We start from the raw sequence: 24,189 nt of genomic DNA, 5'->3' as shown, positions 1-24,189 counted from the left end.
TGTAGATCACCTAAAAATTTTGATTAAAGACATATGGATAAAATTGGCGTCAAATGTGGCGTCTGATTAAATTCATATGCCCTTTTTTCTTATTTATAGTTCATTCTGTATGGATGAACTTTTTAGATGAAAACTTCTTCGTTTTCTTTGAATATTTCTTCAAATACCCAGTCGATACTGAGGTATCTTTCTCCGGTATCTGGGAGAATTGCAATTATTGTTTTGCCTTTGTTTTCAGGCCTTTTTGCAAGTTCGATTGCTGTCCAGGTTGCAGCTCCAGAGGAAATACCTGCAAAGATTCCTTCTTCCCTTGCGAGTCTGACAAGGGTTTTTCCAGCATCCTCATCCTTAACTGTTACAACTTCATCAATTATGTCTTTGTTCAAGACTTTTGGTACAAAACCGGGGCCAATACCCTGGATTTTGTGGGGTCCTCCCTGTCCTGTTGAGAGTACCGGGGATGTTGCAGGTTCAACAGCTACTGCTTTGAAGTCTGGGTTTCTATCTTTGAGGACTTCTGCAATTCCAGTTATTGTACCTCCTGTTCCTGTACCGGCAACTAGGATGTCCACTTTTCCTTCTGTGTCTCTCCAGATTTCTTCTGCAGTTGTTTTCCTGTGTATTTCAGGGTTGGCCTGGTTTTCAAACTGCTGTGGGCTTACTGCATTTGGTATTTCCTTAACGAGTTCTGCTGCTTTGGCCACAGCTCCCTTCATACCTTCTGATCCGGGTGTGAGCACTATTTCAGCTCCAAAGACTGCTAGAAGCTTCTTTCTCTCAAGGGACATGGTGTCAGGCATGGTCAGTATGAGCCTGTAACCCTTTGCTGCTGCAACGAATGCAAGGGCTATACCTGTGTTACCGCTTGTAGGTTCAACCAGTACTGTGCCTTCCTTGATCTTTCCCTGTTTTTCTCCTTCTTCAATAAGTGCTACTCCTATTCTATCTTTAACACTGCTTACAGGGTTAAATGATTCCACTTTTACTAAAACTTCTGCATCAAGTCCTTCTGTTAGTTTGTTAAGCCTGACTAAAGGTGTGTTTCCTATTGTTTCAGTTATATCGTTTGCTATTCCCCTTGTAAGTTCTGGTATATTTACCATCTTTTCACCTTCTTTTTTCTTATTTAGTTTTACGCATTTATATAACTATCGTTATATAACAATTGTTAATTGATGTTTTGATATAAATAGTTAACTATAGTCAGTTCTTTTAACCAGGAATAATAAAAAAAAATCAATTTTAAAAAAAAACAATATAAAACATTAAAAAAAGTTCTCTCTGAACCCCACTACTTAATCAGTCCTTAGTTAATTTCTCAAGGGCATTATCTATAAAATCCGGAATCATATAGGGTTTTATACCATGGGATACAAGAAAGTTTGCAGCTCCCTGGCCAATACGGCTTACTACAACAGCATCACAGTCTTTTATGATTTTCAATGTTTCCATTCTCTCATTTTCATTTGATTCTCCACCCTTGCATGATAAAACATTCTTGCGAAGCTCAAGAAACTCATATGCTCCATCAAGATCAACATCAAATATTAAAAACTGTTGTGCGTGTCCAAAATGCTGGTTAACATACTTACCATCATTACTTGCAACTGCCACTCTGATTGAAACTAGTACCATCTCCTTTGAATCTTTAACACCATATTTATGGATTATAACATAACAATAGTTATATATATGGGTTTATTGTAATTCATGTTTAAAAATTAGATCGAAGTTTATTATATGCAGTTAATTTAACTAAAGGGAAACTTGCATTACATGATTAAATAAAATTAAACGATTAATAATAGATTAAAAAAATAAATAGATTAAGAATTTTTGCAACCAAAGAATTAAACTTATAGGGTTTCATTGAAATTAACTGCAACTTTAAACAAAACATTTAAAAGATGAATTTTAAACTAGATTAATTCAAAAAAAATAAAAATTATATTTACTGTTCTCAACGAGAATAATAAAAAACAGTACATGGAGATGTAATTTTGATTGAAGTAAAATTTCTAACCCGTTTTTTAGATATAACCGGAGAAAAAGCCATAGAAATAGAAGATGTTAATAATATGGCAGCCCTCATTGACGTACTATCTCAGAAATATCCTGACGGATTTAAAGAAACTCTCCTTGATGATAACGGAGAAATAAGGGATTACCTCAAGGTAGTAGTTAATGGTGATGATGTGAGATCCCTACAGGGTCTTGAAACTCCCCTAAAAGACAACGACCAGGTTGTTATGTTCCAGACCATTGCAGGTGGATAAATACCTAAATTCATTTTTAAAAATCTTAAAAAATAAAAAAATTGTTATTCGTTGGTTTTTATTAAAATTGTTTTTTTATTAAAAAAAATGAACTGGTGATTTTTGTGGTGAACTACCATTACATAAGAGGCCATAAAGTTTGTTTCAGCGAAGAAAATCCTGAAAAAGAGTTTTCTAGGGAGTACTATGAAGACACAGGATCTGAGGTGGGCGACCGCACTCAAAGACCCTGTGTTAGATGTGGTAAAAAACCAGACCCAGAAGGCTACGATGCATGCCTTGGGAAGTTACCAGGGGTTAAATATGCCTGTTGCGGCCATGGTGTGGAAGAAGGCCATATAATCTTTGAAAACGGCACCACATTGAAGGGATGTTTCACTGTAACCTACAGGAGAAAGGAGTAATTCCTTTAAACTGATAAATCCTTCAAAACAATTTTCTCATTTTTTTTATTAATTATTGAACCTGATTTTGAAATAGTATCTCTGAAGTTTCCTAACTTTTCACAGCTCATCAGTATCCTCAACCTATAAACTTAAATATAACAATTGTTATATTAATTTGTTAGTAACATTAAGGTGAGTATAAAATGAACATAGGCTATTTATCAACAGTTTACCACACATCATTCCTCTTAAAAAGTGGTGAATTTAAATCTAAGAGTTTAATGGGAAAAAATGATATTGAATGGTCACTCTTCCCAACAGGCCCTGCCATGATGAAGGCCTTTGAATCCAAGGAGATTGATCTGGGTTACATTGGTCTTCCACCAATGATGATAGGAATATCCAAAGGCCTTAAGATAAAATGTGTGGCTGGAGGGCACGTAGAAGGCACAGTGATGGTTGCACCTGAAGATTACAGATCCTTCATGGAACTGAACAGTTTGGAGGAAGTTTTGAAACAATTTGAAGGCAAAAGTATTGGAACACCTTCAAGTGGTTCGATACATGACGTGATCATCCGCAACTTAATAAAAGGCTATGATATAAACCTAAAGAATTATCCCTGGGCTGATTTTATTCCAGATGCCCTATTAAATGGTGAAATTGCAGCAGGTGTTGGAACACCTTCCCTTGCAACCGTTGCTTCCATGAGGTTTGATTCAAAGGTTGTGGTCCCTCCAGAAAAACTCTGGCTCTACAATCCAAGCTACGGAATAGTTGTGCAGGAAGAATTGATAGAAGAAAATCCAGAGCTCATAATGAACATTTTAAGGGCCCATGAGGATGCCTCTAATTTTATAAGGAAAAGCCCTGAAGATGCAGCGGAAATTGCAGCATCTGAAATGGGAGTTGTTGATAAGGATTTCGTGCTCAAGACATACTGTGTGTCTCCACGTTACTGTGCAAGTCTTCCAGAAGAATACATAAAATCCACACTTGATTTTATACCGGTTTTAAGGGAACTGGGATACATGAAAAAGGATTTGAAAAGGGAAGATATCTTCAACCTTGATTTTATAAGAGAGATCCACATGGAAGATCCACATTACTGATCAAAGTACAGTTATGTGGGTTATATGTGGAATAAAATCTTAAGATTAGGAATTAAGAAAAATTTTGAATGAAAAAAAGATTACGAATGAAGAATTTTATGAATGGAGGATTACTTTAAAATCAAGCTCAAATTGTTTTTCCTGAGAAACTGAGTTAATTAATCGTTCAGCTGCAGCAATCTGTTCAGTATCTCCTGTAACGCCCAGCCATACGGATCCTTCAGCTCCACAAACCCCTCCCCCTGCAATTAGTTCAGCTTCTGCACCAGTTAGATTTGAAATGGCTTCAATTTCTGTGAAGATCTCACCTGGAACAGGCAACAATCTGGGTCCCTGTGCTTCCATGCTGTTGAGCTTCAGGGCGATTTCATTGAGGTCAGCCCATACACGTTTTTCCATACCTACCGGATGGATCAAACTAACTCTACGCCCTATAACAGCCTGAAGTGCCGTGCCTATGGTTCCTCCATGGGGGTCACCTATGTACACCGCAGATTGTCCTCTCTCCCTGTTGAAGGAATTGACACCCTTCAGTATAACATCTCCAGGTCTTAGATCATCTACAACGTCGAAGATCGTGGCTCCTTTATCCCAAACACCATTTTCTATTACAACATCACCGGGAAATCCAGTTTCATCCTTCATTGCCCCTTTTTCACTTAATTTATCTCCCGGTGGTAGTACTATCCCTCTGAAGAACCTTTTTCTTGAAAATCCAGATTCCTGGTGGATACTTGACAATATCTCCTCTGCAATGTAACCATTGGTTGTGCCTGCAATAATCACGAGTCTCCCCGATTCAAGAGATTTCCGAATTAAAGGATGTTTACACATTCCTTTAGCTATTAATCTTTTTCCAGCTGCAGGTGTTATTAAGAACTGTTTCATATCAAACCCCTTAAACGTCGTTTTAATTGATAATAATCTATGTGTAATGTAACTAATCAATTGATGCTTTTAATATGAGTAGTTATTAATAGGTGATGGTGATTTAAATGAAACCATAACCACAACTTAAATAATCCACTTGTACAAAAAGTAAAAATAAACGGCGATGTTAAATGAAAAAATCATTAGAGATCATACTTATAGTATTGGGAATTATTGGCATCGTTGCAGTGTATTCTTATGCAGAGGCTGCAATGGGTCCTGTTGAACCACTTGGAAGAGCTTCATTCGTTAAACTTTTAAATCCTGATTTTTATCCAAACCATCCACATTCTCAGCTTCTTGAGAAGTACGCTGCAGATCGTGGATCTGCATGTGCCCTTGTTGTGCACTACGCAGGTACTTCAAACTACAGGAGTTACCAGGACGGTAATGTTTACATAATTGAATTGGGATTCGTATCATCTGCAGGCCCTGAAACTGAGATAGATTGGGGTCAGGCATTACAGTACGCCATCTTTGGAGTTCCAGATGGCACATGGAAGTTCAGAATAAACGGTGTGGATTATGATAACTTCGATGACGCCTGGGCAGTGGTAATGGCAGAAGCCCAATCACACGGCCAGCAGGGACCTATACCAATGGTTTGGCATGGAAGTGCTAGGGCAGGAAATCCTATTCTCAATCCAGGATGCGGTTTCCCATTGTACTACTACGTATGCTGGAAACAGTACGGCCGTTTTGCTGCGTATTACTACGCAGTTTCTGGATTGATATTCCCATACTTCAACAGTCCTTTCAAAAACTTTGAACTTAAAAACTACAAGGTTCTACAGAGCGCATATACATCTGGCCGTTTAGATTACACAAAGCTCAGTGAAAGTGAAATAGAGGGTATCAATGCTTCGCTATCGGATCCTTCCATATTCACAAGTGTTTACATGAACATCCTATCAAAAAAACAGAATGGGCAGAAGGCTATCTACTTCACAGAGTAAATACGAAAAAAATAGGGGATATCATAGGAGGATGAATGAAAATTACATTAGCCTACACTAACCTTTTCTCATTCTCATTTTTTAGTATGGTCAAAAAGGAGTATATTCTTTTTCATGTTTAAATAAAAACTCGATTATTAATTGAGTCAAGATCACAAGTATGCCTAGTTTTGGTAATATATTATATACAAATATACATTATATACGACTTCCAGGATACCTTGATTACTTACTTAATTATTAATTAATTATTTTATTATTTATTTAATTATTAATTGAATTTTAAAATTTAGTTTTGTTTTAGTTAAGTGTTATTATTTTTTTGTGTTTTATTATGCTTATATAGTATTAACATTAACTATAAATTGACATAAATACCAGATGTCAAATTTTTAAAGATTATATAGTTTATAAATTGGATTGAATTTGGAAAAAAATTTTATATTATATGGGGTGCTTATTCTATCATTGTCATATTACATGACACTAGAATCCCTCCCTTTGATCAAAAGAGATACCGCCTCCAAGTGATAGGGAGGGAGTTTTTAAATAAATTTCTTGTTTTAATGTATTAAAACAAATTTTATAGGGTAATTAAAAATAAATTATGAAATGTGTCATGCCCCAATCATGACACAAAAACCAGACATCATACAATATCCAACATACCCCTCCTATTTATCCTTATTATGCGAGGGGAACTTACTCTTATTTTTAAATCCCATCATCATTCAAGGCATAACCGGGGTTATACTCTTAGTTTTACTGTTCTGACACCATGCTTTACCAATAGGGTATTTACTACCATCTTATGCAGCAGGTGCACCATCAACATCTACTGTGGAGGATCCAAATTCATCACCTATAACTTCCAGGTAAACAAGCCATATCTTAGATACCTCACAATATGCTCGAACATATTTGTATTTGTATCCAAGTTTAGCAACTGCATTTAACTTGTCCATGATATGAGCTAAAAATTGGGCCCAATCAACACAGTTATTGTTACCCTTCAATTCTTCATCCCATTTTTTAACATCCCCAAAATATTTATTATAATCTTCATTAGCTTTAATGAGATTATAAGCATCAGTTACATTATTGAATTTACCACCCAATGAAGATGCAGCTGCTTTTAATTCTGCATCTTTATCGGAATTGTACGAAACTGTGGTTTTTACCTGTGTTGGGCCAGGTTGTTGTTCAATAATCCTAGACTTCATAGTGTTATCTAGCTGCTATTCCATCTTGGACCAATTTTTTTAGATTTTTGATATGCAGTTACAGCTGACCTTGTAATGGGTCCATACTTTCCATCAATGGATCCTTTGTAATATCCTAAGGATTTTAACCTGTACTGTAGTGCTTTTATATTTTGGTTTTCAGTGCTTCCAATTCTTAAAATAGTTTTTTCATTCATAGTCATGTTTTTTCCTCGATTTTGGTGTGGTATTTGAAGATTAAATTATGAAAAATAGTTTTATGGATAAAAATCCTTTTTTAAGTTGTTATATAATTTTTAATGCTTTATTTACATAAAATAGGCCTCATGTGACTCTTTTTTTATTTGTAAAAACAAAAAGTATTAATACTGGTTTAAATAGTTAAATTAAAATTGAGGTTATATAATGAAACGGAACTTAGTAATATTGGGGGTTTTGTTGATAGCTGGACTTCTTTTAGTAGGTCCTGCATCAGCAGCAAAAGTAATTGATAAACATACTCAGACGGTTTATAGTTCTACATTCGGTTACGGGACTCTGTCTTTTACCACCTACAAAATCAACAGCAAATACATCAAAGTAATGCTGAATATACGATATAAAAATGGAAAATCTGGTAAAATGACACTTGACTTTAAAAAGATTAGCAGTAAAAAAATTAAGGTAATAGGAACCTATAGAACAGCCTGGGGAAATGGGAAATACACTTATATCGAGAAAACTAGATGGAGTGTATCCAAATATTATACAAATGATGCTAGATATGAATTAAGAGATTTATCATCATAAAAACTGTCTCTTTTTACTTTTTAACTTTTTTTACCCTAAATCCAAAGGAATTAACTTCATGGCACTGTTATTTTTTTAAAGCGTTTTGTTTTAATTGAAAAAATTTAATAATATATGCGATAATAATCATGGTGAAAAGAAATAGGAATGTTAGATACATATTAATGTCCAAATACAGAATTTTGGTGGGATAAAACCGGTAAAGAAGGGGAAATATGTCCGGAATGTGGATCAAAACTTATAAAAGTGGGGATCCGTGAAGGCTCAAAAATATTGTCTGCAAAAGGAAAATTTAAACAAAATCCTGAGCAAAAATAAATGATTCAAAAACGCGAAGAAGAGATTAAAACAACAAAAAAAGAGGAAAAACAAGAATAATCTTTATTGATTCCTTCATTCTTACTACTTTTAATTAAGGCTTTTAAAGTGTTTTTGTTGTCTATTTCTTCCAGGTTGTGTTTTTTGTCAAAAGTTTTATAGCCTTCGCTAACATTAATTACCATGGATTACACATGCCTCCAGGTTTTAGGTGTGTATTGTAATCCCAGGGATGAGGAGGAAATGATCATCTTAATCTGTTTTTAGGAGATATTAGCCTGGCAGCTCACCTCCTAAAAACCCCTCTTCATCCCCTTTTATTTTCACAAGATTATCTTATACACTCTGTAAATTACCCGGAACACTATCTAAAAAGCAACCCCAATGACAGCACCTGAAAAGTAATAAGAGAAAATAAGGGGAGTCTATGGGAGTTATTATCTGATTCTAACCATTTTTTTATGGAATTGAACAGTTTTAGTATTCATTAATTATTTTTGTGTTCAATTTATCAAATTTTATAGTACTAAATAGGATTTTATCACAATATTAGAGTTAATTTATTGTTAAACTGTTTAATTTTGATCTATTCCACTTAGGGCGAGTAAATTATTTTTAAATTCCTTTCAAAACGCCAGCACTATCTGTATTTTTAAGATAAAATGATAAAAGTTATTATTAAGGAGAATATTACATTAAATCTGGATATGCCAAGAAATGAACATATCACTAAACCCGATTAAAATTAGAAGGAGGTGAAAAAGACCAATGGAAACCAAAAATAAACGTTCAATCCTTAAAATTCCTGTATTGTTACTAATGTGTGTGGTGTTATTTTCTGCTGTTAGTGCTGTTAGTGCAGCTGGCACATCGGATAATTCCACGATCTATGTTAGTACACAAGGAAACGATACATGGGACGGATTAAATGCTACATACAATGGTACAAGCGGTCCAAAAAAGACCATAACAAATGCCACAGGCACCGTTGCAACAAATGGAACAATCTACATAGCACAGGGAACCTACAACGAATCCGGGATAAACATAGACCATAATATGACAATAATAGGTGAAACCCAAACTAACACCATAATAAATGGAAAACAAACTGGAACCTCGATATTCATTATATTACCTGGAATTAACGTTACATTACTCAATTTGACTCTGACAAACAGTACTTCAAGAGATTATGGTGGAGCTATTACCAATTATGGAACTTTGATTATAAACAACTGTACATTCAACAACGACACCGGAACAGAGGGTGGAGCCATCTGCAACTATTTTAGTGCTAATTTAACTGTTGCTAACAGCACATTCACAGATAACATTGGACACGGGGATAGTGGAGCTATAGTGAGTGTTGGAACTTTAACTGTGACTAACAGTATATTCACAGGTAACAGTGCAGCTCTAGGTGGAGCTATCGCAGCGAATAATATTTTAATAGTAACTAACAGTGCATTTTACAACAACACCGCAACAGTTGGTGGAGCTATAGCCGATATGGGAACTACTATCAATTCCAAGGTTAATTTCAACAGTATTGTTGGAAATAGTCCAAATAACAGTCAAATCTACTGCAGTGTAGGTACATTAAATGCCACGCTTAATTGGTGGGGTTCAAACCTTGATCCATCCATCTATGTTTCTAATGGTATTGTTAATGTAACATCTTGGCTGGTTTTAAACATCACAGCAAATTCTACCATCTTTAATGGTGTTAATTCGACTGTTACTGTTGATTTATTGCATGACAACACTGGAACATATCATGACCCCGCAGACGGTCACATACCTGATGGAACACTAGTAACTTTCACAGCCACCAATGGAAGTCTTAATCCAACAACTACCACACTGATTAACGGACAAACGACAACATTATTCACAGCAAACCACGTTGGTACATCAATTATCAACGCAACAGTTGACAAACAAACAGTTACAAAAGAGTTAACAGTAAATCCAGCATCGTACCTATACCTGAACACTACAACATCCAAAGCTAACCCTACTATAGGTGACACATTCATTTTAACCTACAAACTCAGTAACAGCGGACCAGACAACGCAACCAATGTAACAGTCACATTCCAGATACCAACAGGATTAAAATTTGTAAATGCAACTGTGGATAACGGAACAGTTACCTACAACTCCACAACTAGGACAATAACCTGGACACTCGACAACGTGGCAGTGGGAGATCCTTACCTGTACCTCACAGTAAAAGCATTGGGAACTGGAAGTTACACAATCACACCAACAATAACCTCAGAGACATACAACACAAACACAGACCCACTAACACCATTCAACATCAACATACAAAAAGCAAACAACACAAACGGTTCAACAACAGTAAACGCAGCAAGCACAACACAAACAATACCAATGCAAAAAACCGGAATGCCAATAACAGGACTAATACTAGCAGTACTAGCAGTACTCGGTGGAATGTTACCAAAAAGAAAATAAAACCCCTTTTTTCCCATTTTTTTAAATACAAACTCTTTTTAACTCTTTTTTTATAATAACAAATTTTTCAAATCTTATTTTTAGGATCCATTTTGAGGGTCACGATAAAAAAATAAGGATCTGATTAAAAATAAATAAAAAAAGGATTTATAGAGTAAAAAGTGAGTTTACTAAAAAAAAGCATGTATTAAACATGAAGTATCAAGGATTTCTTTAATAACTTCATTCATGTTTTTGATTCAATACAATTTATTATCCTATCGAAGTTGCGGAAGTTCTTTGCAAGGCCCCTGAAGTAGGGTATGTAAACCTTGTAGAAGCCCAGTCTCTTGGGATCAATGCCATGTTCCACTAATTTTTCCTTGAGCAACTCAACCTTCTCCTGGCTCTTCTTGTACATTGGATTGTCAGGGTACTCTCCAAGGATTATACCATCTGCACCCTCCCCGAAGGCATGGAGAATGTGTTCTGGTGTCAGCCTGTTTATGGATGATATTTTAATGATCCTTATTGAATCTGGACATGGAACCTTGTTTATGCCCATGTTATCTGCTGAAACGTATCCAACATCATCCAGAAATGCAAGTATCCTAACCTCGTTCTGTCTCTTGTTTTGGAGCATTCCTGAGATCATTGCAAACATTGCTTCATCACTTTGACCCCTGATGGATACAGCTCCCCTCTCACAGACAGATATACATGCTCCACAACCGTTACAAGATATAGGGTCAACGTGCACTGCATCAGCCTGAATGTAGATCGCCTTGTATTTGCAGACATCCCTGCATTTTCCGCACAGGTTGCATTTGGATCTGTCCATTTCTGCAATGAATGGTTCCGCCTCAAGGCCACCATTCATGAGCTCTGAAACCTTTGAAGCTGCAGCATTCGCCTGAACAATACTATCTGTAATGTCCTTAGGTCCCTGTGCAGTTCCACATACGTATATTCCCTTGATATCCGTGCTCACAGGTTTCATCTTAGGATGTTTCTCCTTAACAAAGAGCTCCTCTGTTAAACCCACGTTGAGTTTATCTGAAACCTCAACTGTTCCCTGTGACGGTTCCATTGCAGTTGATAATACCACAAGATCTGTTTCAACCTCAAGGGGTGTTTTTTCAAGGGTGTCTTCAACCCTTACAATGAGGGTGCCGTTTTTATCAACAACCTCACCTGGACGTCCCCTTATGAACGTGACCCCGTTGGACTGACCGTATTTGTAGTACTTCTCGTACATTCCAGGGGTTCTCATATCTGTGTAGCAGATTATTACCTCTGTATCAGGGTAGTGGCTTTTTATTATGTTTGCATTTTTCATTGCAACCATGCAGCAGACCTTGGAGCAGTAGCGTCTTCCATCTGGTTTTTCATCCCTTGATCCAACACACTGTATCATGACAACCCTCTCTGGAACTTCTCCATTAGATGGTTTTTGGAGTTTTCCATTGGTTGGTCCGTTAACACCCATGATCCTTGCAAGCTCCATCTGAGTTATGACATCAGGGTATCGGTTGTAACCGTACTCTGGCCTTTTTTCCATGTCAAAAAGTTTATGGCCAGTTGCAATGATCACAGAGCCCACTGTGAGTGGAATGATCTCAGTCTCCATCTGAAGGTCTATTGCATCCATCCGGCAGACCTCACTACATTTTCCACATTTTTTACAGTTCTCCTCATCGATTGTGTACATATCCGGAACTGCCTGTGGAAATGACTTATAAATAGCTTTTCTTATGGTCATTCCCTCGTTCCAGGAGTCTGGAACTTTCACTGGACAAACATTTGCACAGCTTCCACAGCTTATGCATCGATCTTCAATCACACACTTGGGCTGTTTTTCAAGGAGTACGTTGAAGTTCCCAGCCCTTCTCTCTGCCTTCTTTAATCTGGTGTTTGTGAGGATTTTTATGTTCTTGTGCTGTACCGCTTCATTGACTATTGGATTTAAGAGGCACATTGCACATTCTTCGGCCATCTTCTCAGGTGAGAATACCTTGCCCACTTGAACCATTGAACCTCCAACTGTGGGTTTTTCCTCAACAATACAGGTTTTTATTCCCTGCTTTGCAAGTGAAAGCGCAGCAGTTATACCTGATATGCCTCCACCAACTACAAGTGCACTTTTTTTCGTTTTTCGAAGTACAGGATCAAGGGGTTGGGAATATTTAACCCTTTCAACAGCTGCATTAACAAGAGAAATTGCCTTGTCAGTTGCCTTTTCCCTATCACTGTGCACCCATGAGCACTGTTCCCTTAAATTGGCCATCTCCATTAAATAGGGATTTAAGGGTGTCATGTAATTTTGGAAGGTTTTTTCGTGGGTTATGGGTGAGCATGCTGCCACAACTACCCTTTCCAGTTTGTTCTGGATTATGTTGTCCCTTATAAGTTTTCGTCCGTTTATTGAGCAGAGATTCTCAAATTCTTCAATGACCGTGGCATCGATGGAAGATTTGAGCTGTTCCATGTCTATTTTATCTGATATATTTCCACCGCAGTGGCATAGGAACACACCTACCCGCGGTTTTAAGGTGATCTCAGCTTCTTTGGAAGCTTTTGAAAGAGAATTGTCCTTCATGGTGTAACCTTCAAAAAAATGATTGTTTTAATGACTTTTAATGACCTTCAATTTTTTTTAGTAATTTTTTAAGTTAATGAATTATTAATAAACCTTCTTTAAAATTAAAGTTTGGATTAATAAACCTTTTTAAAACAAAGTTTTCGGGTAGCGATTATTCTTAAAGTTTTCTTAAAGTTTTTATTGCTAAAAATAATCCTTTTCCATCCTTTTATTGAGGTTCATATTCTATTCCAAGTTTATCAAGAAGTGGTTCTATTGGTACTGTGTGGGTCTGGATACCCAAGACCTTGTAGGGGTCTGCACCCATTGCAAGGGCTAAAAACTGGGCGATGTTCAAGTGGAAGATGTTAAATTTCGTACCTAATTTCTCCTCTATCTTTGGCTGGTACCTGTCAAACTGCATATGGCAGTTGGGACACATGTGAATGAGCACATCAACATCTTTGTCCTGTAATGCCTGGAGCTTGTCTCCTGTTACTTCAAGGGACTTTTCGTTGTTTGTGAACCTCTGCCTGAAACCTGCACCACAAGTAACCCTTTTGTGATCGTACCAGCCAATTGTTTCAACACCACATGCCTTTAAAAGTTCATCAAGAAGATTGGGATCCCTCACTCCACCAATGGTGTCTTTGTAATGAACCTTACAGTAGTGGCAGGCATGGTGGGATGCAATCCTGAGGTCCGAGAAATCAACTTTGACAAGGGGTGCAATGTCATCTCTTTTGTTGAAGAGGATCTCAGCCACGTGGAATATGCTGTTTCTTGGATCAACTGTTCCCCTCTCATACTCCATTTTCTGGAGTCCTGCATCCTGAAAAATGCCGTTTATCTTTTCTCTGACTTCATCGTTTTCATTGAGGATTTTGGCTGATTTTTTGAGTATTGCGTAACATGTTGAACACATGGTTGCTATGTTGTGATGACCTGAATCAGCTGCTACGTAAAAATTCCGGGCTGCAAGGGCTGTTGTTGAAAGCTGGTCAAATAAATCGTAGTAATGGCCAAGTCCTGTGCAGCATGACTGCCTTTCATCCACATGGTACTCCACACCAATTCTATCGAATACATATTTGGTTGAGGATTCAACACCAGGATATTCCACATTCACAAGGCAGGTTCTGAAGAGTAGGATTTCTTTATCGGGTATCTTCTTCATTTATTACATCTCTTTACAGATTTTATAAAATAAAATTATTTAGAGTTATTATTCATTGAAATACTCTTTTAGAAAGTTTTGCTGTCGATCCTTTATATTGGGGTATTGATGTTTTTTATATTTTTTTGAAATTTGGTTTTGAAAAGGTTTTGAAAAAAATTAATTAATAATTTTAATTGTACGTTTTAATTGGTTATACGTTTATTTTAAAAGTATGTTCTATTTAAAACACAAGGAATTATTTATGTTTTGGATATAATGAACTATTTATGATTATTTGGATAGAATGAAGTATATTCCTATTTTGAACTGGAAATACTTCTATTTTTAAATAGTGATTATTCAATTCTTCTATGTCCTACTTTTTATATTTCTTTATCTCATTAAGCCTGTCTTTAAAGAGTGTTCCTTCAAGTATGTCTCCAACCTCTTTCAGGGACTCTCCTTTTAGTATGTAACCACCAAGTCCCAGATCTGAACGTATGTCATCAAGGTTTATCTTCAGATCGAGGTACTCAGTTCCAATGTCCTTTATGAGGTTGTCAAAGAATTCGTTGGGTATGGCTCCCATCCCAAATTCAAGGAAGCTGTCGCCGTAGGTTGTAAAAGAAGCTATTTTTTCAGCACCCTGACCCTCATCAATTGCCATCTGCCTCAGTATCTGGTTCACCTCACAGGCGCTGTTTCCTGATGGGCAGATGCTCTGGCAGGTGTAGCAGTAAAAGCAGTTCCATATTTTATCATCAAATATAACATCTCTATCATTTTCAAGGACTCTTTTAACCATTTCCCTTGGGTCGTAGTCTGTGTGCCTTGCTCCAGGGCATGTGGATGTGCACATTCCACATTGAACACATTTGAAGAGTCCAAGGTCTGGAGATGCTTTTAGATTAGCTAATACTTCCTTTGAAAGGTTTTTATTTTCTTCTGAACCTTTTTTTTCGGATTTGCTCATAAGTTGAATTTTTTTCATGTACCGATATACCTCGCGTAGATGGATCTTGCAACTTTTTTATCATTCGTACCCTTTACTATTGCCCTTCCATCCTTAAATACTGATATTTCAAATTCACCTATTTTAAAGATCATGATGAAATCTGCACACCTCACATCCCCGAGTTTCTCGAGTTTTGAAGCTAATTCCCGAAGTGACATCTCCTTTGGATCTGCAGGAGTTATTTGTATGGCATTTCTTCCACAAAGCGATGTTATGATTTCTCTTTCTTCAGATTTCAGGTATTCAAAGTCTTCATCAACACAGCAACCACAGTTATCATTCTTCTTAACGGTTATACCATCGTAAGAGTTGTTCCATCCATCGTAGACTATGAGCTCACTTTTTGTATCCTCAAGATCATCGTACTTACCCAGAAGTATTTTTAGGGCCTCTGTACTTTCCATGGACCCCATGATCACGGTTATGGTATTGAGCACACCCATTGTATCACAGGTTGGAAGGGATCCTGGCTTTGGGACGCCTGGGTATAGGCATCGAAGGCAGGCTTTATCTGGAAGTATCTTCATCATCATTCCAGAGGTTCCTATGGCTCCTGTGTACACCCATGGAACACGGTTTTTAACGCATACATCGTTGACAAGCATTCTAGTCTGTATGTTATCTGTACCGTCCAGTACAACGTCCACTCCACTTAAGAGTTCCTCAACGTTTGTGTGGTTCAGGTCCTTTATAAGTGGAACCACCTCTATCTCTGAATTTATTGCACTGGCTTTCTTTGCTGCAGCCAGGGCCTTGGGTTCTCCAACATCGTTTTCATCAAAGAGCATCTGCCTCTGGAGGTTGTTGAGCTCAACAAAGTCCCTGTCGATTATGTTTATTTTACCAACCCCTGCACGCGCAAGGTTGTTTGTAACAACTGTTCCAAGGGCACCACACCCCACAACAGCCACACTACTATTTAAAAGCTTTTTCTGACCTTCTTCTTTGATATTATTCAAGATTATCTGTCGTGAGTATCTGCTCTGCATGTTTACATCTCTAAAATGATTTTTAAAAGTTGATGGTAAATTTTATTACTTAAATCGTTTAATATTCTTTTAATTTTAGATTTATTAGAATTATTCATTCTTTTTCTTTACTTGGAACACTTCTCTGAGGCTTTCTCCTGATTCATGTATCCGTTGTCCAGACTTTTGAGTAGTTTCTTTGAAAGCCGCTTTGCAATGGCTGTTATTGTGAGTATTGGAGGCCTTCCTGGTGCCTGGGGAATGACGCTTGCATCTGATATGTACAATCCCTTGATACGTGTTTCAAGGTTTGAATCAACAACAACCCCTATTGCAGCTGTTCCTCCAGGATGTGCACCTCTCATTGCTGTTGAACTGATTGATTCCTGGGCAACACCAAGTTTTACAAGTATTTCAACTGCTTTCTTGTATCCCTCCTTGAGGAGATTCAGATCCCTTACTGTGAGGGTTTTCTCAGCACTTCCATCATCATGAAGCTTGCCGTTGGCTTCATCAGCAATTTTAACCATGAATCCAACGATGTCCTCGTAACCTGCGTCAAATCCCCTTTCCCTGATTGAGTGGAGTATCTGGGTTGAGAAGTGGGGAGATATGAAGTAGGGGCCGAATTCTAATTTAACAGCCATTGGAATTTCTTTATTCAACTTGGCACCCTTCAGGTAACCTCCAACCGTTATGAAGAGATCCGTGAACAATCCTTCACCAACCCCCTCATTTATACCTGAATTTTTTAGTATCACTGGTGTGTTCAGGGATCCTGCTGCAAGAACAACCCTTCTGGCTTTGAACTCCTTTTTGTTTCCACCTTCATCAATGCCCTCAACACCTTCAACTATCCTGCCTTTGTGGAGTACCCTTGTAACTTCAAAATCAGTGATTATTGATGTTTCACCCTCATTTAATGCATTTGGAGAATTATGAGAATTAATTAATTCATCTATAAAATCTGTTGAATCCCATTTTACTCCTCTTTTACACCCATTTATGCATTCTCCGCATTTGTTGCATTTTTCAAAGTCTATGAACTTGGGCATTGGCTCCATGAAGTGTCCTAGTTTCTCACCGATCTCAACGATCCTGCGGGTTGTGGGTCCCATCATGTCTGCAGGGAGTGCACCCACATTTAGGTCTCTACTGGCTTCAATGAGCTCCTCAAAAAGGTCCAGGTCGTGCAGCTTGAACTGGGCTGTCACTGAATTTGCATAACAGCTCGTACATGCATAGCATGCATTTGCAAGGGACACTGGGGTTGTCCCTCCAATTGCATTCACCTGCATGAGTTCTGCAGGTTGATGCAGGAAATCATAGCGTTCATCTCCCTTTTCTGCATGTTCTTCATTCTCTATTTTAAGGTCTAACTTTGAATTTAGGATATGGTTAATTGCAGTTCCCCTTGGATAGAATGAACCCTTTTCAAGGATTAGAATGTTCAAACCCTTGTTTGTAATCTCTCGTGCAGCAGTTGCCCCACCTGCACCTGTTCCAACCACTATTACATCGTAGATCATATGCTTCACTTTTCAATTTATCAGTCCGGGATAACAATTGTTATAAGAATTTTTATATAAAGTTTGTGTTTAATGTGGAATCAGAAAATGGAATGAAGTTATAAAAGGTTATAATTTTAATAGATTGGCTTCAATTTATCCAAAATTTAATTGATTTTTTTTCTTTGATTAAAATTGAATTCAAATACCAATTCAAATGCTATACATACAAATGAATTTATTTACGAATTTATTTTATAAATGAAAGTTAATAATAACCCTAATTCAAATCTTCAAAGTTTAATTCAATGTTAATGAAGTTGTAGCAACGAAATGCAACATTTTTATAAAGGTTTGAATGGGGATCTATTTATCCTCAAGGTTTATACCCAGATCTCCTAATTTACTTCTTATATCATCTGCAAGTTCCCATTCCTTCTTCTGGCGGAGTTTTTCACGTGTGTCCTTCAGGATCTCAATGAGGCCATCCTGAACATCGCTACCCCCTATTTTTGTATCGTAGAAGTTGAATCCCAGAATCTTTCCAAATTCAGTTATGAGATTTTTAATTTCTTTAACCGACTTTTTTGACAGATTTTTATGGTTTATTTCCCGGTTAACATCTCTTATAAACTCAAAAAGGGAGGATAATGCCAGAGGTGTGTTGAAGTCGTTGTCCATTGCATCCAGGAATTCTGCTTTGAATTCATAGAGTTTCCCAATGTTATCCTCGTCTGAATCAAGCGTATCTGGAACTGTATCTTCAAGTTCATTCAGGGTTTCAACGAGTTTGTGTATCCTCTCAAGGCCACTTCTGGATTGCTCCAGTATCTCTGAACTGAAGTCTATTGGGCTTCTGTAATGGGTTGACAGTACGAAGAACCTGAAAACCTCGGGATCATAATCCTTAAGAAGTTCCTTGATTGTTATGAAGTTTCCAAGGGATTTGGACATCTTCTCTCCTTTAACGTTCAGGAATCCTGTGTGCATCCAGTAACGTACCATAGGCTTCTGGCCAGATGCTGCCTCCATCTGGGCGATTTCTGCCTCATGATGGGGAAATATAAGGTCCAGACCTCCACCGTGTATATCGTACTGGGGTCCGAAGTAGTTTTCTGTGATTGCAGTGTCTTCAATGTGCCAGCCTGGTCTTCCACATCCCCATGGGGATTCCCAGTTTAATCCTTCATCATCATCCCGTTTTTTCCAGAGTGCAAAGTCGCCAGGATTCCGTTTCTGGCTGTCCGGCCCTATTCTGTGAACCGTCAGATCCTCCAGGTTGCGGTTTGAAAGTTTTCCAAAGTCTGGAAACCTTGATTCATCGAAGTAAACCCCTTTATCTGTCTCATAGGCAAATCCTTTTTCAATTAGGGTCTCTATTTGAGATATGATCTCATGGATGTGTTCTGTTGCCCTGGCATAGAAATTGACGTTTTCCACTCCAAGGGTCTTCATATCTTCAAGGTATTTCAACTCAAACTCCCTTGCAAGTTCTAAAGGATCTCTTCCTGTTTCTTCTGCCCTTTTAAGTATTTTGTCGTCCACATCTGTGATGTTCTGCATGTAAAAAACACTGAACCCCCTGTACTTGAGGTAGCGGGCAATAACATCGAAGGATATGTAGGTTCTTGCATGGCCTATATGGGAGTTATCATAAACAGTTGGGCCGCAGACAAATATTTTTACCCTGTTTTCGTTTCGAGGTTCGAATATTTCCTTTTTGCGAGTCATGGTGTTGTAGATCTTTATCATACGGCATTACCTTTCATAATTTTCATAGTTACATCCATAATTTTTATAAATATTTGTAGTGCTTTAATTTCTGTATCTAAGGTTTAATTTCTGTAATAGTTTAATTAATTTATAAAAATTTAATTTAATCAATTTTAACCAGCACTCTAATTTCAGTATGTCCATAGATATCTGCAAAATTTCTAAAAAAACATGAGAATATTCAAGAGAATATCCCATATTGAGAATATCCAATATTGGATTAAACTGGATGATTGAAAGATGGAATGATGTTAAAATTCCATCGAAAATCAAACATTCCTCTACAATGGATCTTAAATAAATTGAGGCCAAGATTGGGATTTGAACCCAAGTATCGTGGTCTGCAGCCACGCACCTAGCCGCTCGGTCATCTTGGCATGAAAATCGCTGAATTTCAGCTCACACTACATAGGTTAACAATTGTTATATAAATAGTTTGTGTATGTTGTGCAGACTCGCTGCAGTCTTTAATATTATGTAAATTCATTTAAAATATATTTTTCGATTTATTAACCTATTAAATTATTTAAATTACTTAAAAAACCTTTATTTACATTTAAAAATTGGAATTAAAGAATATTAATGAGATTTAACGCGGAACTACTTTTTTTCCATCAATCTCACCATATCCACTCGTTGATTCCAATTTAGGTATTGAATGTATTGAAGTTCCAATTTTAAATTCTATTGAAAGTTCCAATTAATTTATTCCAATTTTTTACCTGCTTCAGGTCCTGGCTGAATCGAGTAGATCTCTTCAACCTTCACAAGCACTGCAGCCTTTGGACTGAGCTTTGTCATTGCATTCTGACCCCATTCCGTTACTGTATCGAAGTACTTACCCTCTGTAAATATCTCAACACTACCCTTGAACTGGTATGGACATTTTGTTGAGTCTTTGGTTACAAACGATATTTTTGGGTTTGCTTCAAGGTTCACGGGTCTTTTTCATGAAATTGTCTGCTATGAGTATGGTGTTCTCATCCAGGGGCCTTGCAAATCCTATTGGAACAACGTTTGGTATGCCCTCCCTATTTACAGTTGCAACGAATACAAGATCGTTATTTATAGCTTCAATCATTTCCTTTGTCATTGACATTTAATCACCAAAACCTATATAACAATTGTTAATTAATATAAGTATTGTGTTGGATTAAACACGTTTACATGAAAAATCTTGAATATTTCAAAATAATAATTCCAAAAACAATTCCAAAATATTTCATTAAATACAATCAAGGTACACCTCAAAAATGTTTAAATATCCATCTCAAAAACAGCTGGTTTTTGAATTTCCAAGGAATTTAGGGAGAACCCTGAACAAAAGTATAAATAGTAGAAAAATATAACAATTGTTATATTTTCCTGAGCATGTTAATTTCATATAAATATGACTTAAATGAACTTTTTATACAGAAATTACATGTAAACATCCTTAGAAAAATATGAAACATTCCACAATCCATTATATGAATTAAACATCCATTATAAAATATTTTAAGGTTTTATTAAAACGTTAAAAAGCATTATAATAAAATTACAATGAATTTAAGGGATGATTGTGGAACGTTAGAAATTCTAAAAACCAAAAAAACTGAAAAAAATGTGAGATGAATGGTCAAAGTCAAAGACTTGCTTAGAAGAAATAAAGAAGAAAAAAATGAAAATATAAAGAGTGAAGAATTGTATGAAGGAGACGATAACGTGACAGAAGAAAATAAAAAAGAAATTGGATTAAAAACAATAGGATTGCACGCGGGACAGGAAGAACCTGACCCAACAACAGGCTCCAGAGCCGTACCAATTTACCAGACATCGTCCTACGTTTTCAAAGACACCGAAGAGGCAGCAAATCGTTTCGGACTTAAGGAGTTTGGAAACATATACACCAGGATCATGAACCCAACCAATGATGTCTTCGAGAAGAGGATAGCTGCAATAGAGGGAGGTCACACAGCACTTTCAGTATCCTCCGGACTGAGCGCAATATTCATTGCAATACTGAATGCAACTGAACTTGGAGACAATATAGTATCAGGCGACAACCTCTACGGAGGAACCTACGAATTATTTAACTACACATTCCCACGTCTCGGACGTACAGTGAAATTCGTGGACTCAAGAAAACCTGAAGAATTCAGGAAAGCCATTGATGAAAAAACCAAAGGCGTATACGTTGAATCCATTGGAAACCCCAAGATCGATGTACCTGACTTTGAAAAACTGGCAGAAATTGCCCATGAAGCAGGAATACCTTTGATAGTAGATAACACCTCTGCTGTAGGACTTGCAAGACCAATAAAACACGGGGCAGATGTTGTAGTACTTTCTGCAACCAAGTACGTTGGAGGACACGGAACATCCATAGGTGGAGTTATAGTGGATTCAGGTAACTTCAACTGGGGCAACGGTAACTTCCCACAGTTCACAGAACCAGATCCAAGTTACGCAGGCCTGAAATACTGGGAAACCTTTGGGGACTTCCCTGAACTTGGAAACATCGCATTCACAATCAGGGCAAGAGTTTTACTCCTAAGGGACTTAGGACCAGCACTCAGTCCATTCAACGCATGGCTGTTCCTGCAGGGACTTGAAACCCTCGAGTTAAGAATGGAAAAACATTCCAGAAATGCACTTGAAGTTGCAAACTACCTCAAAAACCATGAAAAAGTTGAATGGGTTTACTACCCCGGACTTGAAGATAATCCAAGCCACGAACTTGCGAATAAATACCTCAAAGGAGGTTACGGCGGACTCGTGAGTTTCGGTATCCAGGGAGGACTTGAAGCCGGTAAAAAATTTATAGAAAGTGTTGAATTACTGTCCCACCTTGCAAACATCGGAGACTCAAAAAGCCTGGTTATACATCCAGCATCAACAACCCACCAGCAGCTCACCCCTGAAGAACAGGCATCAACAGGTGTTACACCTGACCTTGTAAGGTTATCAGTTGGAATAGAAGATGTTGAGGACATTATTGCAGATATAGACCAGGCACTGTCCAAAGTATAATCATAACTTCAAGGGTTCTTGAAATACTTAACGAACCCATCAAAGCCCTCAACTTGAAACCACAAACTTGAGTGAAATGAATGTCACTAAAACTGAAAAGAACTTCAAAGGATGAATTCAGCGCTTTATCCTTTGATTGTAGACTATTGAACTAAAATCAATATGAACGATATCAAAAGATTTAGGAGACTTGTAAATGAAAAGCGAATCAATCGGAGACATTAAAACAAAAGAATACACACTATCCGATGATTTGATCCTTGAAAGTGGAGAGAAGCTTGTAAAACCAACCATCGCCTATGAAACCTACGGTAAACTTAACAGAGAAAAGAGCAATGCCATTCTCATCTGCCATGCCCTCACAGGAGATGCACATGTTGCAGGATGGCATGAAGGAGACAGAAAACCCGGATGGTGGAACATAATAATAGGTCCAGGTAAGTGTCTGGACACCAGGAAGTACTTCATAATATGTTCCAACGTCATAGGTGGTTGTAAAGGGTCAACAGGTCCCTCTTCAATAAACCCTGAAACTGGGAAAAAATATGGGTTGAATTTTCCAATAATCACCCTGAAGGACATGGTCAATGCCCAGAAAAAACTCGTGGATCACCTGGAAATTAAGCAGCTCTTTGCAGTTATAGGTGGATCCATGGGGGGAATGCAGGTGCTTCAATGGTGTGTGTCCCATCCAGAGATGGTAAGATCCGCCATTCCCATTGCAACAACTGCTTACTCATCACCACAGCAGATAGCCTTCAACGAGGTTGGTAGAAGGGCCATAGTATCAGATCCCAACTGGAATCATGGTAACTACTATGGTAAAGAGCTTCCAGATGACGGCCTTGCCCTTGCAAGGATGATAGCACACATAACCTACCTCAGCAATGAATCCATGTACCAGAAGTTCGGTAGAAGACTGCAGGACAAGGAAGAGTATAGTTTCGACTTTGAAACAGACTTCCAGGTTGAAAGCTACCTCCACCATCAGGGAAACTCCTTCACAAAAAGATTCGACTCTAATTCTTATCTATACATCACCAAGGCAGTTGACTACTTCGATCTCTCAGGGGGAGGATCCCTTCAGGATGCATTCAAAGAAGTTAAGGCCAAATTCATGGTCATATCAGTGGATTCAGACTGGCTCTACCCACCATCACAGTCAAAAGGGATAGTTATGGCTTTAAGTGCCAACGATGCTGAAGTACAGTACTGTGAAATAAAATCCAGCTACGGACACGACGCATTTCTACTGGAAGCAGGCCAGCTCAACTACCTCATTGGAGGATTCCTCACAGACACAACAGTTGAGGACGTTATGACACGTGAAGCTGCAGTTATAAGTGAAAGTTCCAGTATAGTGGAAGCTGCAGAGATGATGCTCAAAGAGAAGGTAACACATCTTCCTGTTGTTGCAGAGAACAACACCCTGAGGGGTATTGTAACGGCGTGGGACATTTCCAGGTCCGTGGCATTGAAGTACGATAAACTGGATGATATAATGGTCAAAGACGTTGTTGTGGCAAAGCCAGAAGACCCCATCGAAAATGCAGCCCAAAAAATGAAGGAATACAATATTTCATCCCTTCCAGTCGTGGACGATGCTGAGAAGGTTATAGGCATTGTTACAAGCGATCATATGAGCACTTTAATTGCTAATGACTGATATAAGAAGTACACAAAGTGTTTTAAATTAAAAACAATATAACTAAGTGCA

Annotated in this window: 21 protein-coding genes and 1 tRNA gene; 8 read left to right on the top strand and 14 right to left on the bottom strand. The window is 37.6% G+C overall.

What is annotated here, in order from left to right; genetic code table 11:
- Positions 1–122: 122 nt before the first annotated feature.
- On the bottom strand, positions 123–1,103 hold the full coding sequence (cysK, locus tag MCBB_RS05240) for a cysteine synthase A (RefSeq protein WP_071906764.1): 981 nt from the start codon (positions 1,101–1,103) through the stop codon (positions 123–125).
- A 196-nt stretch (positions 1,104–1,299) separates the two neighbouring features.
- Positions 1,300–1,614 (bottom strand): NifB/NifX family molybdenum-iron cluster-binding protein, encoded by a 315-nt coding sequence (locus MCBB_RS05235; protein WP_231916416.1) that lies wholly within the window; start codon positions 1,612–1,614, stop codon positions 1,300–1,302.
- 386 nt (positions 1,615–2,000) lie between these two features.
- On the opposite strand from MCBB_RS05235, the gene MCBB_RS05230 reads away from it, so the two are divergent.
- From MCBB_RS05230 to MCBB_RS05220, 3 genes are all read left to right on the top strand, one after another.
- On the top strand, positions 2,001–2,276 hold the full coding sequence (locus MCBB_RS05230; RefSeq protein WP_084789830.1) for a MoaD family protein: 276 nt from the start codon (positions 2,001–2,003) through the stop codon (positions 2,274–2,276).
- A gap of 104 nt (positions 2,277–2,380) precedes the next feature.
- Entirely contained in the window at positions 2,381–2,680 is a 300-nt protein-coding gene (locus tag MCBB_RS05225) for a hypothetical protein (protein ID WP_071906761.1), read from the top strand.
- A 185-nt stretch (positions 2,681–2,865) separates the two neighbouring features.
- Positions 2,866–3,774 (top strand): ABC transporter substrate-binding protein, encoded by a 909-nt coding sequence (locus MCBB_RS05220; RefSeq protein ID WP_071906760.1) that lies wholly within the window; start codon positions 2,866–2,868, stop codon positions 3,772–3,774.
- Positions 3,775–3,870: 96 nt separating this feature from the next.
- Here the strand turns inward: MCBB_RS05220 and MCBB_RS05215 are convergent, their stop codons facing one another.
- On the bottom strand, positions 3,871–4,662 hold the full coding sequence (locus MCBB_RS05215) for a hypothetical protein (protein WP_071906759.1): 792 nt from the start codon (positions 4,660–4,662) through the stop codon (positions 3,871–3,873).
- Between the two features lie 173 nt (positions 4,663–4,835).
- Between MCBB_RS05215 and MCBB_RS05210 the strand changes: the two genes are divergently transcribed.
- Positions 4,836–5,660 carry a hypothetical protein gene (locus MCBB_RS05210; protein ID WP_071906758.1) on the top strand — a complete coding sequence of 275 codons (825 nt, stop codon included), beginning with the start codon at positions 4,836–4,838 and terminating at the stop codon, positions 5,658–5,660.
- An 809-nt stretch (positions 5,661–6,469) separates the two neighbouring features.
- On the opposite strand, the gene MCBB_RS05205 is transcribed toward MCBB_RS05210, so the two are convergent.
- Both MCBB_RS05205 and MCBB_RS05200 read right to left on the bottom strand, forming a co-directional pair.
- The gene (locus MCBB_RS05205; protein WP_071906757.1) at positions 6,470–6,883 is read right to left on the bottom strand and encodes a hypothetical protein; all 414 of its coding nucleotides are present in this window, start codon (positions 6,881–6,883) and stop codon (positions 6,470–6,472) included.
- 8 nt (positions 6,884–6,891) lie between these two features.
- Positions 6,892–7,086, bottom strand: a complete 195-nt coding sequence (locus MCBB_RS05200) for a peptidoglycan-binding domain-containing protein (RefSeq protein WP_071906756.1) — start codon at positions 7,084–7,086, stop codon at positions 6,892–6,894.
- Positions 7,087–7,321: 235 nt separating this feature from the next.
- On the opposite strand from MCBB_RS05200, the gene MCBB_RS05195 reads away from it, so the two are divergent.
- A complete protein-coding gene (locus MCBB_RS05195; RefSeq protein WP_145976013.1) occupies positions 7,322–7,672 on the top strand; it encodes a hypothetical protein in 351 nt (116 codons plus the stop codon).
- A gap of 1,086 nt (positions 7,673–8,758) precedes the next feature.
- The gene (locus tag MCBB_RS05185) at positions 8,759–10,477 is read left to right on the top strand and encodes a beta strand repeat-containing protein (RefSeq protein WP_071906753.1); all 1,719 of its coding nucleotides are present in this window, start codon (positions 8,759–8,761) and stop codon (positions 10,475–10,477) included.
- 226 nt (positions 10,478–10,703) lie between these two features.
- On the opposite strand, the gene hdrA is transcribed toward MCBB_RS05185, so the two are convergent.
- From hdrA to MCBB_RS12385, 9 genes are all read right to left on the bottom strand, one after another.
- Positions 10,704–13,055 (bottom strand): ferredoxin:CoB-CoM heterodisulfide reductase subunit HdrA, encoded by a 2,352-nt coding sequence (hdrA, locus tag MCBB_RS05180; RefSeq protein ID WP_071906752.1) that lies wholly within the window; start codon positions 13,053–13,055, stop codon positions 10,704–10,706.
- A gap of 211 nt (positions 13,056–13,266) precedes the next feature.
- Positions 13,267–14,214, bottom strand: coding sequence for a ferredoxin:CoB-CoM heterodisulfide reductase subunit HdrB (gene hdrB, locus MCBB_RS05175; protein WP_071906751.1), 948 nt, complete (start codon positions 14,212–14,214; stop codon positions 13,267–13,269).
- Positions 14,215–14,572: 358 nt separating this feature from the next.
- Positions 14,573–15,169, bottom strand: a complete 597-nt coding sequence (gene hdrC / locus MCBB_RS05170) for a ferredoxin:CoB-CoM heterodisulfide reductase subunit HdrC (protein WP_071908007.1) — start codon at positions 15,167–15,169, stop codon at positions 14,573–14,575.
- Positions 15,170–15,183: 14 nt separating this feature from the next.
- The gene (locus tag MCBB_RS05165) at positions 15,184–16,200 is read right to left on the bottom strand and encodes a ThiF family adenylyltransferase (RefSeq protein WP_071906750.1); all 1,017 of its coding nucleotides are present in this window, start codon (positions 16,198–16,200) and stop codon (positions 15,184–15,186) included.
- 107 nt (positions 16,201–16,307) lie between these two features.
- Positions 16,308–17,708: a GMC family oxidoreductase N-terminal domain-containing protein gene (locus MCBB_RS05160; RefSeq protein ID WP_071906749.1), complete on the bottom strand. Its 1,401-nt coding sequence runs from the start codon at positions 17,706–17,708 to the stop codon at positions 16,308–16,310.
- Positions 17,709–18,053: 345 nt separating this feature from the next.
- Entirely contained in the window at positions 18,054–19,439 is a 1,386-nt protein-coding gene (gene cysS, locus MCBB_RS05155; RefSeq protein ID WP_071906748.1) for a cysteine--tRNA ligase, read from the bottom strand.
- Positions 19,440–19,766: 327 nt separating this feature from the next.
- Positions 19,767–19,837 (bottom strand) — tRNA-Cys (locus tag MCBB_RS05150).
- A gap of 328 nt (positions 19,838–20,165) precedes the next feature.
- The gene (locus MCBB_RS12390) at positions 20,166–20,399 is read right to left on the bottom strand and encodes a hypothetical protein (protein WP_331709803.1); all 234 of its coding nucleotides are present in this window, start codon (positions 20,397–20,399) and stop codon (positions 20,166–20,168) included.
- Positions 20,389–20,559, bottom strand: a complete 171-nt coding sequence (locus tag MCBB_RS12385; protein WP_331709802.1) for a pyridoxamine 5'-phosphate oxidase family protein — start codon at positions 20,557–20,559, stop codon at positions 20,389–20,391. The genes MCBB_RS12390 and MCBB_RS12385 overlap by 11 nt, the downstream gene beginning before the upstream one ends.
- Before the next feature lie 605 nt (positions 20,560–21,164).
- On the opposite strand from MCBB_RS12385, the gene MCBB_RS05140 reads away from it, so the two are divergent.
- Complete coding sequence (locus tag MCBB_RS05140) at positions 21,165–22,472, top strand: O-acetylhomoserine aminocarboxypropyltransferase/cysteine synthase family protein (RefSeq protein WP_071908006.1); 1,308 nt, start codon at positions 21,165–21,167, stop codon at positions 22,470–22,472.
- Positions 22,473–22,668: 196 nt separating this feature from the next.
- The gene (gene metX / locus MCBB_RS05135) at positions 22,669–24,138 is read left to right on the top strand and encodes a homoserine O-acetyltransferase MetX (protein ID WP_071906747.1); all 1,470 of its coding nucleotides are present in this window, start codon (positions 22,669–22,671) and stop codon (positions 24,136–24,138) included.
- Positions 24,139–24,189 lie beyond the last annotated feature (51 nt).

It is taken from the genome of Methanobacterium congolense, assembly GCF_900095295.1.
Classification (GTDB): Archaea; Methanobacteriota; Methanobacteria; order Methanobacteriales; family Methanobacteriaceae; genus Methanobacterium_C; species Methanobacterium_C congolense.
Note: the sequence above shows the minus strand (reverse complement) of the source record. Positions and strands in the feature narration are given on the sequence as shown.

Bases quoted from the DNA above. Each gene is read 5' to 3' on its own strand.
- cysK (WP_071906764.1), bottom strand. From the start codon at position 1,103: ATGGTAAATATACCAGAACTTACAAGGGGAATAGCAAACGATATAACT.
- MCBB_RS05220 (WP_071906760.1), top strand. From the start codon at position 2,866: ATGAACATAGGCTATTTATCAACAGTTTACCACACATCATTCCTCTTA.
- MCBB_RS05215 (WP_071906759.1), bottom strand. From the start codon at position 4,662: ATGAAACAGTTCTTAATAACACCTGCAGCTGGAAAAAGATTAATAGCT.
- MCBB_RS05210 (WP_071906758.1), top strand. From the start codon at position 4,836: ATGAAAAAATCATTAGAGATCATACTTATAGTATTGGGAATTATTGGC.
- MCBB_RS05205 (WP_071906757.1), bottom strand. From the start codon at position 6,883: ATGAAGTCTAGGATTATTGAACAACAACCTGGCCCAACACAGGTAAAA.
- MCBB_RS05200 (WP_071906756.1), bottom strand. From the start codon at position 7,086: ATGACTATGAATGAAAAAACTATTTTAAGAATTGGAAGCACTGAAAAC.
- MCBB_RS05185 (WP_071906753.1), top strand. From the start codon at position 8,759: ATGGAAACCAAAAATAAACGTTCAATCCTTAAAATTCCTGTATTGTTA.
- hdrA (WP_071906752.1), bottom strand. From the start codon at position 13,055: ATGAAGGACAATTCTCTTTCAAAAGCTTCCAAAGAAGCTGAGATCACC.
- hdrB (WP_071906751.1), bottom strand. From the start codon at position 14,214: ATGAAGAAGATACCCGATAAAGAAATCCTACTCTTCAGAACCTGCCTT.
- hdrC (WP_071908007.1), bottom strand. From the start codon at position 15,169: ATGAGCAAATCCGAAAAAAAAGGTTCAGAAGAAAATAAAAACCTTTCA.
- MCBB_RS05165 (WP_071906750.1), bottom strand. From the start codon at position 16,200: ATGCAGAGCAGATACTCACGACAGATAATCTTGAATAATATCAAAGAA.
- MCBB_RS05160 (WP_071906749.1), bottom strand. From the start codon at position 17,708: ATGATCTACGATGTAATAGTGGTTGGAACAGGTGCAGGTGGGGCAACT.
- cysS (WP_071906748.1), bottom strand. From the start codon at position 19,439: ATGATAAAGATCTACAACACCATGACTCGCAAAAAGGAAATATTCGAA.
- MCBB_RS12385 (WP_331709802.1), bottom strand. From the start codon at position 20,559: ATGTCAATGACAAAGGAAATGATTGAAGCTATAAATAACGATCTTGTA.
- metX (WP_071906747.1), top strand. From the start codon at position 22,669: ATGAAAAGCGAATCAATCGGAGACATTAAAACAAAAGAATACACACTA.